The following is a 14,766-nucleotide window of genomic DNA, read 5'->3' as shown; positions in this document are numbered from 1 at the left end:
CACCATGTCCGAGACGACACCCAAGTATTGGCAGAGCCTGGCCGCGCGGGCGGGAGAGCCGGCGCTGCTCGAACGGTCCCGCGATGAGTTCGCCGAGGAGCTCCCCGTGGGCGTGGCGGCCCAGGCGCCGGACCAGAGCTCGCGCCGTGACTTCTTCAAGGTGATGGGCCTGAGCGCCGCGGCGGCCATGGTGGCCTGCCAGCGCGCCCCGGTGCAGAAGGCGGTGCCCTTCATCGCGAAGCCGGACGAGCTCACCCCGGGCCTGGCCCTCTGGTACGCGTCCACCTGCGGTGCGTGCAGCGCCCAATGCGGCGTGTTGCTGAAGACGCGCGATGGGCGCCCCATCAAGGTGGAGGGCAACGAGGAGCACCCGGTGTCCCGTGGCGGCGTGTGCGCCGTGGGCCAGGCGTCGGTGCTGTCCCTGTATGACGCCAACCGCTCCCGCTGGCCGTCCGTGGGGGGCAGCCGGGCCGCGTGGGCGGACCTGGACAAGGCCGTGACGGAGGGGCTGCGGAAGCTGGCGGGGGAGGGGAGGGCGATCCGGCTCGTCCTGCCCTGGGTGATGGGGCCCACCGCCGAGGCCGCCGTGGCGCGTTTCCTGTCCGCCTTCCCCACCGCGCGCACGGTGCGCTTCGACGCCACGGGGGAGCTGGAGGCCATCGCCGAGGCATACCGCCTCACGCACGGCACCCGGCTGGTGCCGGACTACCGCTTCGACCAGGCGAAGGTCATCGCCAGCTTCGGCGCCGACTTCCTGGGCACCTGGGTGTCTCCGGTGGCCTTCACCCGCCAGTACACCTCGGCCCGGGACGCGGCGGGCAAGCGGGAGATGGCGCGGCACTGGCAGCTCGAGCCGCTGATGTCGCTGACGGGCGCGAGCGCCGACCGGCGTGTCCCGGTGGCCCCTTCGGACCTGGTGCCCGCGCTGGCGGGGCTGGTGAAGCGGCTGGCGGAGAAGGCGGGCCGTGACGTGGCCGGCCTCACGGGAGTGCCCGAGGCGCGGGTATCCACCGACGTGCTGGACATGCTGGCCGGCGAGCTGTGGGCCGCGAAGGAGAAGGCGCTGGTGGTGTGCGGAGGAGACGAGCCCGCCGCCTACGTGCTGGCCAACGTGGCCAACGAGCTGCTGGGCAACGCCGGCACCACGGTCTCCATCTCCGGGGGACTCACCCTGGACGAGGGGGCGATGTCCTTTGGCGAGCTGCTCGGCGAGCTGGAGGCGAAGCAGGTGGGCGCCGTCCTCTTCCACGGCGTCAACCCGGCCTATGCGCACCCGAAGGGCGAGGCGCTGGCGGGCCTGCTGAAGGACGTGGCGGTGACGGTGGCCACGAATGATCGGCTCGACGAGACGGCCTCGCTGGTGGGCTTCCACGCGCCGGATCACACGCCGCTGGAGTCCTGGGGCGATGCCGAGCCCCGGCGCGGTGTGCTGGGCCTGCGCCAGCCGGTGGTGTCTCCGCTGTACGAGACGCGTGGCGCGATGGAGTCCCTGCTGAGGTGGGCGGGGGTGGAGCAGCCGTATGACGACTTCCTGCGTGCACGCTGGGAGGCCGAGGTCTTCCCGCGCGCGAACGTGGCGACGGGCTTCCAGTCCTTCTGGGACGAGTCGGTGCGTCAGGGCGTGGTGGTGGTGTTGCCGCGGACGACGACCGAGGCGCCCGCGTTCCGCCCCGAGAGCGTGGCGGCGGCGCTGAGGGGCTCGGCCGTGACGGCGGGGGAGCTCGAGTTGGTTCTGTATCAAAAGGTGGGCTTGAGGGACGGCGCGCTGGCCAACAACGGCTGGCTGCACGAGATGCCGGATCCGATCTCCAAGGCCACCTGGGGCAACTACCTCTGTGTGGCGCCCTCCACGGCCTCGAAGCTGGGCATCAGCGACGGGCAGGTGGTGGAGGTGGGCATTGGAGGGAGGACGCTCGCGGTGCCGGCGCTGGTTCAGCCGGGCACGCATCCGCGGGCGCTGGGCCTCGCCATGGGTTACGGCCGGACGAAGGTGGGACGTATCGGGAACGATGTGGGGGAGAACGCCTTCGGCCTGGCCTCTTTGACGAACGGGAAGGTGCGCCGCGCGGCGCTCGGCGGGGTGCGGCTGCGGGTGACGCCCGAGCACAAGCCGCTGGCCCTGTCCCAGATACACGCGTCCATGGAGGGGCGCGGGCTCGTGCGCGAGGCGGAGCTGGCGGAGTTCCTCGCCAACCCGAGCGCGGGCAATGAGAAGGAGGAGGGCCACGGAGGCGGCCACCCGCTCTCCATCTGGTCCGGCCACGAGTACAAGGGGCACAAGTGGGCGCTGGCGGTGGACCTGAGCGCGTGCACGGGCTGCTCGGCGTGCGTGGTGTCCTGCCAGGCGGAGAACAACATCCCCATCGTGGGAGAGGACGAGGCGCGGCGGCAGCGCGAGATGCACTGGATGCGCATCGACCGGTACTACGAGGGCGAGCCGGACGCGCCGCGGGTGGTGCACCAGCCGATGATGTGCCAGCACTGCGAGAACGCCCCGTGCGAGACGGTGTGCCCGGTGCTCGCGACGGTGCACTCGAGCGAGGGCCTCAACCAGCAGGTCTACAACCGGTGCGTGGGCACGCGGTACTGCGCCAACAACTGCCCCACGAAGGTCCGCCGCTTCAATTGGTTCGACTACAAGCACGACGAGCCCATCGAGCGCATGGTGCTCAACCCGGACGTGGTGGTGCGCACGCGTGGCGTGATGGAGAAGTGCTCGCTGTGCGTGCAGCGCGTGCAGGAGGGCAAGGCCCTGGCGAAGCGCGAGGGGCGGGAGCTGCGTGACGGAGACATCCGCACCGCGTGTCAGCAGAGCTGCCCGGCCCGGGCCATCCACTTCGGCGACATCAACGACCCGAACAGCGATGTGGCGAAGCTGGCGAAGAGCGGGCGCGCCTACCGGCTGCTGGAGGAACTGAACATCGGACCGGCCGTGACGTACCTCACGAAGGTGCGCAACACCGGGAACGGGAGCGCGACATGAGCAACCAGCACACTTCCCCCCTGCGGGTGCCGCTCGTCAGCGAGGAGCGCACCCTCGGACAGCTCACCGAGGAGATCTGCGCCCCCATGGAGCGCAAGCCCACCACGAAATGGTGGGTGGCCTTCGCCCTGGCGGTCGTCACGCTCGCGGTGGGCGTGGGGATGGTCTCCTACGAGGTCGCCACCGGTATCGGTGTGTGGGGTCTGAACAAGACCATCGGCTGGGCCTTCGACATCACCAACTTCGTGTTCTGGGTGGGCATCGGCCACGCGGGCACGCTCATCTCCGCCATCCTCTTCCTCTTCCGGCAGAAGTGGCGAACGAGCATCAACCGCGCCGCGGAGGCGATGACGCTCTTCGCCGTCATGTGCGCGGCGCTCTTCCCGGTCATCCACATGGGGCGGCCGTGGAACGCGTTCTGGGTGCTGCCGTACCCCAACAGCCGAGGCACCCTGTGGGTGAACTTCCGCTCGCCGCTGCTGTGGGACGTGTTCGCCATCAGCACGTACTTCACCATCTCGGCGGTGTTCTGGTACTTCGGCCTCATCCCCGACCTGGCCACCGTGCGTGACAGGGCGAAGGGGCTGAAGAAGCGCATCTTCAAGGCGCTGTCGTTCGGGTGGAACGGCTCGTCGCGCACCTGGCACCGCTACGAGACGGTGTACCTGCTGCTGGCGGGTCTGGCGACGCCGTTGGTGCTCAGCGTGCACACCATCGTGTCGTTCGACTTCGCGACGTCGGTCATCCCGGGTTGGCACACCACCATCTTCCCGCCCTACTTCGTCGCCGGCGCGGTGTTCAGCGGCTTCGCGATGGTGTTGACGCTGATGATCATCACCCGCGAGGTCCTCGGCTTCCAGCACCTCATCACCATTCGCCACCTCGAGAACATGACGAAGGTCATCATCGTCACGGGTGGCATCGTGTCGCTGGCCTACGGGACGGAGTTCTTCATCGCCTGGTACTCGGGCAACCCGTACGAGAAGTTCACGTTCATGAACCGGGCCTTCGGACCGTACGCATGGGCGTACTGGACGATGGTGACGTGCAACGTGGTGTCGCCGCACCTGTTCTGGTTCAAGAAGGTGCGCACGTCGCCGGCGGCCATCTTCGTGCTGTCGCTGGTCATCAACGTGGGCATGTGGTTCGAGCGCTTCGTCATCATCGTGACGTCGCTGCACCGGGACTTCCTGCCCTCGAGCTGGTCCATGTACACGCCCACGGTCGTCGAGGTGGGTACCTTCGTGGGCACGTTCGGCCTCTTCTTCACGCTGTTCCTGCTGTTCACCCGCGTGTTGCCCATCATCTCCATCGGAGAGGTGAAGAGCGTGGCGGCCTTCGCCCGCGGGGGCCATGCCCCGGCGCAGGCCGGACAGGCGGCCCATGGCTCCGAGACTCCGCACGAGCACCCGGCCGAGGAGCCGGTGCAGATGCCCGCGCCGGCCCTGGCGGCGGTGGCGGTGCGAAAGGACATGCCGGTATGAACCAGTCCGTCCTTCTCAGCTACTTCGACAGCGAGGAGCACATCCTCGACGCCACCCGGGCCGCTCGCGAGGCCGGGTACGCGGTGCACGATGTCTACACGCCGTACGCGATTCACGGCATGGACGAGGCCATGGGGTTGAAGTCCTCGCGTCTCACCTGGGTGTGCTTCGGGGCGGGGCTGCTGGGGACCACGTCGGCGCTGTCGCTGCAGTACTACACGTCGGTGGTGAGCTGGCCGCTCAACGTGGGTGGCAAGCCCTTCAACTCCTTCCCGGCGTTCATCCCCGTGGCCTTCGAGCTCACCGTGCTGTTCGCGGGCCTGTTCACCGTGGCGGCCTTCCTGCTGCGCACGAAGAGCTTCCCTGGCAGCACGCGGGAGGCGCTGCCCCGGGTGACGGATGACCGTTTCGTCCTGGCACTGCGCGCGGACGAAACGGACGCGAAGGTGAAGGACCTGCTCCAGCGCCATGGAGCGCTGGAGGTGGAGCAGATGGAGGTGGCGTCGTGAAGCGGCTCCTCGTCGGTACCGGTGTGCTCGCCGCGGCCCTTCAGTGGGGCTGCGAGCGGGACGTGTCCCAGCCCAACCTCGAGTACGCGCCGGACATGTACAGCTCCGTGCCGTATGACAGCTACGCACCCAACCCCAACACCCGTGACGGCAAGACGCTGATGGCGCCCGCGCCGGGCAGCATTCCCCGAGGCTACTCGCCCCTGCGCTACGGCCCGGGTCCCGAGGAGGCCACCCGCGCCGCCGCGGAGCTGAAGAATCCTTTCGAGGCCTCGGAGCCCGTGCTGACGCGCGGCAAGGTGGCCTTCAATCGCTACTGTTCGCACTGCCATGGCGGGGGCGGACTCGGGGACGGCCTGGTGGCCGCGCGCTTCCCCCGGCCTCCATCGCTGTTGGCCGAGCACGCCCGTGGCCTCGCCGACGGGCAGCTCTTCCACATCATCACCCAGGGACAGGGGTTGATGCCGGCCCACGGTTCTCAGGTGGCGCAGGAGGATCGCTGGAAGATCGTCCACTACATCCGGTCGTTGCAGTCTCCGGCTCAGACCGCGCGGAAGGACATTCCATGAGCTCCTCGGGAATCGACGTCGGCCCCAACCTCCGCCGGGCCAGCCTTGTCGTGGCGGCGCTCGGCCTGCTCGGGCTGGGCGCGGGCCTGGCGCTGGAACCCACCCGCGGCTTCTCCAGCCTGCTGACCAACGGCTTCTTCTTCCTCACGCTCGCGCTGGGCGGCGCGGTGTTCCTCGCGCTCAACGCCGTGGCCAACGCGGGCTGGTACACCGTCCTCAAGCGCGTCCCCGAGGCCTTCTCCTCCTACGTCCCGGTGGGTGCGGCGAGCCTGCTGGTGGTGCTCGCGGGCCTGCCCTCGCTGTACCTGTGGGCTCGCCCCGGGGTGATGGAGGCGGACCACCTGCTACACAAGAAGGCCGCCTTCCTCAACGCACCGGGCTTCGCCATCCGCATGGCGGTGATGTTGGCCCTCTGGGCCTTCTTCACCTGGCGGCTGCGGAAGAACTCACTGGCCCAGGACGCGGAGTCCTCGGCCGAGCCCACGCGGCGCAACGTCGCCACGTCAGCGCTCTTCCTGGTGCTGTTCGCGCTCACCTTCTGCCTGGCCAGCTTCGACTGGCTGATGAGCCTGGAGCCGCACTGGTTCAGCACCATCTACGGGCTCTACAACATCGCGGGGATGTTGGAGTCGAGCGTGGCGGCCATCGCCGTGGCCGTCATCCTGCTGAAGCGCGCGGGGCTGATGAAGGAGGTCAACACCAGCCACCTGCACGACCTGGGCAAGCTGATGTTCGGCTTCGCCACGTTGTGGGCGTACCTGTGGTTCTCCCAATTCCTGCTCATCTGGTACGCGAACATCCCGGAGGAGACCGTCTACTTCATCCAGCGGATGAACCATGGCTGGGGGGCGCCGTTCTTCATGAACGTCGTGCTCAACTGGGCCCTGCCGTTCGTGCTGCTGCTACCGAAGCCCGCCAAGCGCAACCCGGCCCACCTGTGCTTCGTCGCCGGCGTCATGCTGACGGGGCGGTGGTTGGACCTGCACCTGATGATCGCCCCGGCCAACATGCCCGAATACGCCGGCATCGGCGTGTGGGACGTGGCGGGCCTGCTGGGCCTGGGGGCGCTGTTCGTGCTGACGGTGACGAGGACGGTGGGCGCGGTGCCGCTGATTCCGCGCAACGATCCGTACCTCGTGGAGAGCCTGCACCACCACACGTAGCCGCGGGGCTCACTCCCAGGAGAACTCGCACAGGCTGTCGAGCCGGCCCGTCTGCCGGCCGCTCACCTTCGCCCTGCTCGCGCCCACCACCTCGAGCAGCAGCTCCACCATGCCCGCATGGAACGCATGCGGCAGGAACTCGCGCTTGAGGACGACGCGGCCGCTCTTCGGCCCGGTCCATTCGATGCTCTGCGCCCCGTAGCTCACCGACGCCTTGTAGGCCGAGGGCAGGCTGCTCAGCAGTCGCTTCGGGTCCCTCTTCGCCAGCGTCAGCATCATCCTGCCCGCCGGGGACGCCAGGAAGTCCATGGCCGCGCGCCGGCCGAAGTACCGGAGGACCCGCTCGGAGCTGCCGCACCGCGTCAGCAGCTCCGGCATGGCCATGGACATCATCCGCAGCTGGATGCTGATGGAGTAGCTGAAGCCATCCACGAACCGCTCGTGCCCGCAGGCCGCGAGGCAGTCCGCCGCCAGCGAGTCGCCTCCGAGCGTGCGGATGGCCTGCAGCGTTCCGTTCAAGAACGTCCCTCGAACGGTGTCCTGGGCACCCACATGCACCAACCTCATCTCGCAGTCGTGCTTCCAGTCATACGACTCCGCGTTCCACGTCGAAGCCTGGCTCTCCATGACGTCCCCCCACAAGCAATGACAACAGCACACACATCCAGCTGCGCCTCATGGTTATACGGCGCCACTTCGCGCGTGGCTGTGAAGCGGCTCACAGGTTCTCAGGGTTCAGAGCGCTCGAATAATTCGAGGGCTGTTTCAATATTTTCGCTTGGGGAACAGCGTAACTTTCCTTTTAGATGAATTAGTCGGCCTTCCTGTCCAGCGAGGGGTGGGCAATGGCCGGCGAGGGAGATTTCTCGATGAAGACGAGAGTGAAGGGCTGGAGCTCACGGCGCGCGGGGATGTCGCTGTCGCTGATGGTGCTGGCCGCCTGCAGCCAGGTGCGGAACGAGGAGCAGCAGGCTCCAACACCGAGCGCCGAGGCGCTCATCCGCGGTACGCCGAACCAGTCCCTGACGTCCATGGCCGCCAGTCTCACGCCGGAGCTTCAGTGGGCATGGACGGGCAGCTCGGTGTTGCCTGCGCACAAGCAGGTGATGATGACGCCCGTGGTGGTGGACGTGAACGGGGACGGCACTCCGGACATCGTCTTCAGCACCTTCGACGGTGAGTACTTCAACCGCACCAACGAAGAGGGCGGTAACGGCAACAGCAATGGCGTGCTCCGGGCCGTCAGTGGCGACGATGGACGCGAGTTGTGGGCCGCGACGGATCCATCGGCCCGGGTGAAGCCCGCGGCCAGCATCGCCGCCGGTGACATCGATGGCGACGGCAAGGTGGAGATCTGCGGCATTCCGGAGAACGGCCGCGGCATCATCTGCTTCGAGAACGACGGCACCTTCAAGTTCCGCTCGGCCCCGGACGCGTACGACTTCAACGAGTGGGGTGGCCCCTCCCTGGCGGACCTGGAGGGCGACGGCACCGTGGAGATCCTCGACGGCAACCGCGTCTACAGCAACACGGGCGCGCTGAAGTGGGTGGGCTCCGACGGCATGGGCGGCGCCCTCTACACCGGCCCCATCTCCTTCGCGGCGGACATCGACCAGGACGGCACGCAGGAGGTCATCAACGGCCGCTCCGTCTACAATGCCGACGGCAGCCTCAAGTGCGCGAACACGGAGATTCCGCACGGCTTCGCGGGCGTGGCCAACTTCGATGAGGACCCGGCCGCGGAGATCGCCGTCGCGGGCCATGGCTCGGTGAGCCTGCTCGACGACAACTGCGATCTCCTGTGGACCCGCGAGGTCCACTACACCGACCCGGGACAGCCCTTCCCCACCTGGCGTGGCCACGGTGGTGCGCCCAACATCGCGGACTTCGATGGTGACGGGCAGGTGGAGATCGGCCTGGCAGGTGATTGGAACTACACCGTCTACGGGGCCGATGGCTCCGTGAAGTGGACCACCTCCATCCAGGAGTACAGCTCCGGCAAGACGACCTCCACCACCTTCGACTTCGAGGGCGATGGCAGGGCCGAGGTCATCTACGCCGACGAGATCTCGCTGCGCGTGCTCGATGGTGTCACGGGCGAGGTGCGCTGGCAGACCCGTCACAGCTCGGGCACCACGCACGAGCTCCCGCTCGTCGTGGACGTGGACGCGGACGGCAGCGCGGAGATCATCGTGGTGGAGAACAACCACGTGGGCGGCGTTGGCTTCAACGGCATCCGCGTGTTCCGCGATCGTGCCGACGAGTGGGTGGGGACGCGCGGCATCTGGAACCAGCACGCCTACTCCATCACCAACATCAATGACGACGGCACCATCCCCGCGCACCCGGCGGCCAACTGGCTCACCCCGGGCCTCAACAACTTCCGCTCCAATGCTCCGGGCACCCGCGTCGGCGTCTGCCGCGTGAAGGGCACCTGGGAGAACACCGGCAGCCTGGCGCTGCCGCGCATGCTGCACACGGCCGCGCTGCTGCAGGACGGGCGCGTGCTGGTGGCGGGCGGCTTCAACACCACCTCGGAGCTGTATGACGCGGCCACGGGCACCTGGACGCGCACCGGTGACACGCTGGCCACGCACCACTACCACACGATGACGCGGCTGCTCGACGGGCGCGTGCTGATCGCTGGCGGCGGGCAGTGCCCCCTCACGCTCGCCACCGCCGAGCTGTACTACCCGTCCTTCGGCCGGTGGCGGGCCACCGGGAGCCTGGTGGTATTCCGCACGCACCACACGGCCACGCTGCTGCCCAATGGCAAGGTGCTGATCACGGGCGGCGAGGACACCTCGGGTGTCGCGCTGTCCTCGATCGAACTGTACGACCCGGAGAGCGGCACCTTCTCGCTCGCGGGCAACATGGGCACGGCCCGCCGCGACCACACGGCCACGCTGCTGCCCGACGGCAAGGTGCTGGTGGCGGGTGGTGGCAATGACGCCAGCGCCACCCTGAATTCGGCGGAGCTGTACGACCCGGAGAGTGGCACCTGGACTCCGGTGGGCAGCATGGGCACGGCGCGCCGCTTCCACACGATGTCGCTGCTGGCGAATGGCAAGGTGCTGGTGGCGGGTGGTGGGAGCTGGGACGTGGCCAGCAGCACCTCGGCCGAGCTGTATGACCCGGCCACGAAGAGCTGGAAGGCCACCGGCAGCATGAGCACGCCGCGCCGTTACCACACGGCCACGCTGCTGCCCAATGGCCGGGTGCTGGCCACCGCCGGCTACCACGAGGCCACCGGCATCCTGAAGGCCGCGGAGCTGTACGATCCGGCCACCGGGACCTGGTGCCCCGCGGGCAACCTGAACGTGGACCGCTACGGTCAGACGGCCACGCTGCTCGATGACGGCCGGGTGCTGGCGACCGCTGGCGTCAGCAACACCGATACGTCCTCCGCCGAGCTGTTCAGCATCGACGGCGACAAGTAGTCGCGGTCTCGCGAGAGTCGAGGCCCCGGGCCGGTGCACCGTTCGCCGCGCCCGGGGTCGTTCTCGAGCTCCTTTCAACGCCACGACCCATGGCCCGCTGCCCGCTCCGTTCCCGCGCGGTGAGGTGGTAGACGTGACGTGAAAGGACTCACTCGCATGAAGCGCTGTCGATCGTTTCCGCTCCTGTTCCTGCTGATCCTGGTGTCCTGGGCCGGGCTGGCCCGAGCCTCCGAGGTGGTGGTGTGGCACGGCTACCGTGCCTCCGAGCGCACCGCACTGGAGAAAATCGTCGCCGCCTACAACGCGGCCCATCCACAGTCCGGCGTGCAGGTGAGGCTGCTGGCCATTCCCTCGGATGCCTTCACGGACAAGATCTCCGCGACGCTATCGCGCGGGGTGGGTCCCGATGTCTTCGTCTTCCCGCAGGATCGGCTCGGGGGCTGGGTGGAGGGGGGAGGGCTGCTCGAGCCGCTCGACTTCTTCCTCGAGCCCTCCGTGCGGCAACGCTACGTGCCGGGGACGCTGGAGGCGATGACCTATCGGGGCTCCGTCTATGCGCTGCCCCTGAACTTCAAGGCCATCACGCTCATCTACAACAAGAAGCTGATGGAGAAGCCGCCTCGGACCACGGGCGAGATGCTGGCCATGTGCAAGGCACTGCGCGCCAGGACGGCGGAGAAGGACCGGGTCTGCCTCGCCTATCCCTACACGGACTTCTACTACCACGCGGCGTTGATGCACGCCTTCGGTGGCCGCGTGTTCGATCCAGGTCCCCGGGTGCGGTTGGACGCGCCGGAGAACGTCAAGTCCCTGGAGCAGTTGTTGCGGTGGGTGGGCCAGGAGGGATTGATGCCCGCCGAGCCGTCCACGGCGCTCGTCACGTCGTTGTTCAACGAAGGCAAGGCGGCGATGGTCTTCTCCGGCCCCTGGTTCATCGGGGAGATCGCCCCGGGCATCGATTATGGATTGGCCCCGCTGCCCACGGTGGACGAGGCGGGCGGCAAACCCCTGAAGCCGTGGATGACGGTGGAGGGCGTGGGCATCTCCGCGCACTCCAAGCACAAGGACGCCGCCTACGACTTCGTGCGCTACCTCACCGGCCCCGAGGGGGCTCGCGTCATGGCGCTGCAGGGACGGCAGAACCCCGCGCTCGCCCAGATCTACGAAGAGCCGGCCATCGCCTCGGACCCGGTGCTGTCGGCGATCCGCGAGCAGGCCGAGGTGGCCCTTCCCATGCCCAACCTTCCGGAGATGACCATGGTCTGGTCTCCAGCGACCTCGGCCATGAATGCCGTCCTCCACCGGCTCGCCACGCCCAAGGCCGCGTTGAGCGAGGCCCAGAAGGCGGTCCAGAAGGACGTGGCCGGCCTGCGGCGGGGGGCCAGGCCCGCCTCCGCTGCTCCAGCGAAGAGCCCGTAGGAGGGGCCTCGGTGGTGGGCGGGGAGCGGGGTGGACCCGCTCCCCACGGCTCAGCCCTTCACCGCTCCCGCGGTGAGACCCGAGACGATCCGGCGCTGGAAGATGAGCACCAGGATGATGAGCGGCACGGTGACGATCACCGAGGCCGCCATGATGAGGCCCCACGGCAGCTCGTACTGGCTCGCTCCACTCAGCAGCGCGATGGCCACGGGCACCGTCCGCTTGTCCTGACCCAGCGTGAAGGTCAGCGCGAAGATGAACTCGTTCCACGCCGAGATGAAGGCCAGGAGTCCCGTCGTCACCAGCGCGGGCTTGAGCAGCGGCAGGAACACCTTCGTGCAGATGACCCACGGCGAGGCCCCGTCCATCACCGCGGCCTCCTCCAGCTCCTTGGGCAGCTCCCGCATGAACGTCGTCAGCACCCACACCGTGAAGGGCAGGGTGAGCAGGAGGTACGAGAGCGTCAGCCCCGGCAGCTGGTTGTAGAGCCCCAGCCAGCGGATGAGCTCGAACATGCCCGAGAGCACGGCGATCTGCGGGAACATCGACACGCCGAGGATCATCAGCATCAGCGGGGTACGTCCCCGGAAGCGGATGCGCGCCAGCGCGAAGGATGCCGTGACCGCCAGGAAGAGCGACACCAGCACCACCGACCCGGCCACCAGCACCGAGTTGAGCAGGTTCTCCCCGAAGGGCTGCTCGCTGAACACCAGCCGGTAGTTCTCCCACGCCGGTTGCGCGGGCCACGCCTCCACCTCGAAGAGAGCGCTGCCCTTCTTCAGCGAGGACACCACCGCCCAGTAGAACGGGAAGAGGGTGTAGACGGTGATGAGGGCCACCAGCAGCCAGAAGCCGATCTTCCCCAAGACGTGGTAGAGCTTCCTCATGCGCCTTCCTCCGCGGTCACCCGCGCCAACGAGAGGTAGGCCACGGTGAAGAGCGCGATGACCGCGAACAGCAGCGAGGCCGCCGCCGCACCCAACCCCAGATCCTGGAACTCGAACATCTGCTGCCGCGCGTAGACGGCCATGGACATGGATTCGCTGCTGTTGGTGGTGAGGACGTAGAACAGGTCGAACACCCGCAGTGCGTCCAGCACGCGGAAGATGATGGCCACCAGCATGGGCCCGCGGATGAGCGGCAGGGTGATCTGGAAGAAGACGCGCACCCGGTTCGCCCCGTCCAACTTCGCGGCCTCGTAGATCTCCTCCGGCAGCATCTGCAGCGCCGCCAGCAGCAACAGGGCCATGAACGGCGTGGTCTTCCACACGTCCACCGCGATGATCGCCGCCATGGACAATTCGGGATCCGCCGTCCAGGCCATGGGCTGGGAGAGCAGCCCCACGCTCAGCAGCATCGCGTTGATGACGCCGTAGATGTCATGAAACATCCAGCCCCACATCCGGGCGGACACCACTGTGGGAATGGCCCACGGCACCAGCACCGCCGCCCGCATGATGCCGCGCCCCGGGAAGCGGGTGTTCAGCGTGAGGGCGATGAGCATCCCCAACACCGTCTCCAGGGCCACCGACACGCCGGTGAAGCGGAAGGTGTTCCACACCGAGCGCCACCAGGTGGGGTCCTCCATCACGAGGATGAAGTTGTCCACGCCGACGTACTGGGCGGCCTCCAGGTCGGACAGGTTCGCGTCCGTGAAGGCGAACCAGAAGGTCCGCAGCAGCGGCCAGCCGGCCACCCCGGCCAGCACCACCAGCGTGGGCAGGAGGAACATCCACGCCGAGCGGACGCGCTGCCGCTCCAGGAGCGAGCTCCGGGAAGGAGGGCGGGTCTCCTTCTTCAGTGTTTCGGCTCCGGCGGGCGAGGCGGGTGTGATGGGAACGGGAGCTCCGGGTGCGCTCACCACTTCCCCCTGCGGCTCAGGCGCTCGAGCTTCGTCTGCAGCTTCTTCAATTGCTCCTCCGGCTTGCCCCGGCCGGACAGCACGGTGTGCACGGCGTTTCGGAAGTCGGCGCTCACCCGGCTGTACTTGGGCCCCGTCACCTTCGAGGGCCTCGCCACCGCGTTCGTGAAGGTCTCCAGCAGGGTGGCGTAGAACGGGTTGGCCTTGAGCAGATCGGGATCCTTGTAGAGCGAGATGAGGGTGGGGTTGAAGGAGGCCTCGAGCGCGCGCCGCTTCTGCTCCTCGGGGCTCGTCAGGTACTTCACCAGGTCCGCCGCGATGGCCGGGTTCTTGGAGTATTTCGACACCGAGAGCTGCCAGCCCCCCAGCGTGCCCGTGTGCTTGCCGTCCTTGCCTCCCTTGGGCAGCGCCATCACCGCCACCTTGCCCTTCACCGGGCTGTCCGGCGCGTTGGCCAGCGCCCACGCATACGGCCAGTTGCGCATGAACACCGCGTTGCCCGACTGGAAGACGCCGCGCGCGTCCTCTTCCTCGTAGCTGAGCACCCCCTTGGGCGCGATGGTGTCGATCCACGAGGCCGCCGTCCTCAGCGCCTCCACCGCCTTCGGGTTGTTGATCGTCACCTTGCCTTCATCCGAGACGATCGTCCCTCCGCGGAAGGAGTCGACCCACTCCAGCGCGTTGCACGTGAGCGTCTCCGCCGCCTTGGCCTGGAAGACGAAGCCCACCATCTTCGTGTTGCCGGCCTTGCGCTCGGCGTCCTGCACCAGCTTCGCCACCTCGGCCAGTTCCTGCCACGTCGTGGGCGGCTTCTGGCCGTGCTTCTCCAGCAGATCCTGCCGGTAGTAGAGAAGGCCCGCGTCCGTGAACCACGGCATGGCGACCAGCTTCCCCTCCACTGTGTTGTTCTGGACGATTGCGGGGAAATGCTGCGACAACACCTCCGCTGGAATGTAGGGCTTCAAGTCGATGAAGTGCGCCCCGAGGATGCCCGGCCACACCACGTCCACGCGGTAGACGTCGATCTCCGACGCGCCCGCCGACAGCTGCTGCTGGAAGACCGTGAGCTGCTCGCTCGCGTCCGTGGGCCCGCTCTCCACCTTGACCTGATGTCCCGCCTTCTTGGCCCAGGCCTCCGCTCCCTTCCTGCATTGCTCGAACTCCTGGCCCACGGTGCCACACGAGATGGTGACCGTCGCGGCCTCGGCCCGGTTGTGGGTGACCAGGGCCCCGGCGAGGGCGAGCCCCATCAAGGTATTGCGCAGTGCGTCGCGAAAGGCGTTGCGCAGTGCGTTGTCCATTCATTCCTCCAATGCGTGTTGGTTTCCGGACATGGCT

General features: G+C 67.9%; 11 protein-coding genes. 7 read left to right on the top strand and 4 right to left on the bottom strand.

Annotation, left to right across the window (positions count from 1 at the left end; genetic code table 11):
* The first annotated feature begins 4 nt into the window (after window positions 1-4).
* From JQX13_RS51745 to JQX13_RS51725, 5 genes are read left to right on the top strand one after another with little or no spacing between them, the layout of a single operon-like run.
* Complete coding sequence (locus JQX13_RS51745; RefSeq protein ID WP_203406726.1) at window positions 5-2,983, top strand: TAT-variant-translocated molybdopterin oxidoreductase; 2,979 nt, start codon at window positions 5-7, stop codon at window positions 2,981-2,983.
* Window positions 2,980-4,467 carry an NrfD/PsrC family molybdoenzyme membrane anchor subunit gene (gene nrfD / locus JQX13_RS51740; RefSeq protein ID WP_203406725.1) on the top strand — a complete coding sequence of 496 codons (1,488 nt, stop codon included), beginning with the start codon at window positions 2,980-2,982 and terminating at the stop codon, window positions 4,465-4,467. The genes JQX13_RS51745 and nrfD overlap by 4 nt, the downstream gene beginning before the upstream one ends.
* Complete coding sequence (locus tag JQX13_RS51735) at window positions 4,464-4,976, top strand: DUF3341 domain-containing protein (protein WP_203406724.1); 513 nt, start codon at window positions 4,464-4,466, stop codon at window positions 4,974-4,976. The genes nrfD and JQX13_RS51735 overlap by 4 nt, the downstream gene beginning before the upstream one ends.
* Window positions 4,973-5,545: a c-type cytochrome gene (locus tag JQX13_RS51730; RefSeq protein ID WP_203406723.1), complete on the top strand. Its 573-nt coding sequence runs from the start codon at window positions 4,973-4,975 to the stop codon at window positions 5,543-5,545. The genes JQX13_RS51735 and JQX13_RS51730 overlap by 4 nt, the downstream gene beginning before the upstream one ends.
* Window positions 5,542-6,708: a hypothetical protein gene (locus JQX13_RS51725; protein WP_203406722.1), complete on the top strand. Its 1,167-nt coding sequence runs from the start codon at window positions 5,542-5,544 to the stop codon at window positions 6,706-6,708. Before JQX13_RS51730 ends, JQX13_RS51725 begins: the two co-directional genes overlap by 4 nt.
* Window positions 6,709-6,717: 9 nt before the next feature.
* Here JQX13_RS51725 and JQX13_RS51720 read toward each other — a convergent pair whose 3' ends face one another.
* Window positions 6,718-7,335, bottom strand: a complete 618-nt coding sequence (locus tag JQX13_RS51720; RefSeq protein WP_203406721.1) for a TIGR02265 family protein — start codon at window positions 7,333-7,335, stop codon at window positions 6,718-6,720.
* 242 nt (window positions 7,336-7,577) lie between these two features.
* Between JQX13_RS51720 and JQX13_RS51715 the strand changes: the two genes are divergently transcribed.
* Both JQX13_RS51715 and JQX13_RS51710 read left to right on the top strand, forming a co-directional pair.
* Window positions 7,578-10,148 carry a kelch repeat-containing protein gene (locus JQX13_RS51715; RefSeq protein WP_203406720.1) on the top strand — a complete coding sequence of 857 codons (2,571 nt, stop codon included), beginning with the start codon at window positions 7,578-7,580 and terminating at the stop codon, window positions 10,146-10,148.
* 156 nt (window positions 10,149-10,304) lie between these two features.
* The gene (locus tag JQX13_RS51710) at window positions 10,305-11,567 is read left to right on the top strand and encodes an extracellular solute-binding protein (protein ID WP_203406719.1); all 1,263 of its coding nucleotides are present in this window, start codon (window positions 10,305-10,307) and stop codon (window positions 11,565-11,567) included.
* A gap of 50 nt (window positions 11,568-11,617) precedes the next feature.
* Here JQX13_RS51710 and JQX13_RS51705 read toward each other — a convergent pair whose 3' ends face one another.
* The 3 genes from JQX13_RS51705 to JQX13_RS51695 are packed head-to-tail and all read right to left on the bottom strand — an operon-like array spanning window position 11,618 to window position 14,729.
* Window positions 11,618-12,454: a carbohydrate ABC transporter permease gene (locus JQX13_RS51705; RefSeq protein ID WP_203406718.1), complete on the bottom strand. Its 837-nt coding sequence runs from the start codon at window positions 12,452-12,454 to the stop codon at window positions 11,618-11,620.
* Window positions 12,451-13,428 carry a carbohydrate ABC transporter permease gene (locus tag JQX13_RS51700; protein WP_239014392.1) on the bottom strand — a complete coding sequence of 326 codons (978 nt, stop codon included), beginning with the start codon at window positions 13,426-13,428 and terminating at the stop codon, window positions 12,451-12,453. Before JQX13_RS51700 ends, JQX13_RS51705 begins: the two co-directional genes overlap by 4 nt.
* The gene (locus JQX13_RS51695; protein WP_239014391.1) at window positions 13,425-14,729 is read right to left on the bottom strand and encodes an ABC transporter substrate-binding protein; all 1,305 of its coding nucleotides are present in this window, start codon (window positions 14,727-14,729) and stop codon (window positions 13,425-13,427) included. Before JQX13_RS51695 ends, JQX13_RS51700 begins: the two co-directional genes overlap by 4 nt.
* Between the last annotated feature and the right edge of the window lie 37 nt (window positions 14,730-14,766).

Origin of the sequence: Archangium violaceum (assembly GCF_016859125.1) — a bacterium.
Lineage (GTDB): Bacteria > Myxococcota > Myxococcia > Myxococcales > Myxococcaceae > Archangium > Archangium violaceum_A.
The sequence above is the reverse complement of the archived record's forward strand: the minus strand, read 5'-3'. Positions and strand labels throughout refer to the sequence as shown.

Excerpts from the sequence above, each read along its gene's own strand:
- JQX13_RS51745 (WP_203406726.1), top strand. The coding sequence starts at position 5 with ATGTCCGAGACGACACCCAAGTATTGGCAGAGCCTGGCCGCGCGGGCG.
- nrfD (WP_203406725.1), top strand. The coding sequence starts at position 2,980 with ATGAGCAACCAGCACACTTCCCCCCTGCGGGTGCCGCTCGTCAGCGAG.
- JQX13_RS51735 (WP_203406724.1), top strand. The coding sequence starts at position 4,464 with ATGAACCAGTCCGTCCTTCTCAGCTACTTCGACAGCGAGGAGCACATC.
- JQX13_RS51725 (WP_203406722.1), top strand. The coding sequence starts at position 5,542 with ATGAGCTCCTCGGGAATCGACGTCGGCCCCAACCTCCGCCGGGCCAGC.
- JQX13_RS51720 (WP_203406721.1), bottom strand. The coding sequence starts at position 7,335 with ATGGAGAGCCAGGCTTCGACGTGGAACGCGGAGTCGTATGACTGGAAG.
- JQX13_RS51715 (WP_203406720.1), top strand. The coding sequence starts at position 7,578 with ATGAAGACGAGAGTGAAGGGCTGGAGCTCACGGCGCGCGGGGATGTCG.
- JQX13_RS51710 (WP_203406719.1), top strand. The coding sequence starts at position 10,305 with ATGAAGCGCTGTCGATCGTTTCCGCTCCTGTTCCTGCTGATCCTGGTG.
- JQX13_RS51705 (WP_203406718.1), bottom strand. The coding sequence starts at position 12,454 with ATGAGGAAGCTCTACCACGTCTTGGGGAAGATCGGCTTCTGGCTGCTG.
- JQX13_RS51695 (WP_239014391.1), bottom strand. The coding sequence starts at position 14,729 with ATGGACAACGCACTGCGCAACGCCTTTCGCGACGCACTGCGCAATACC.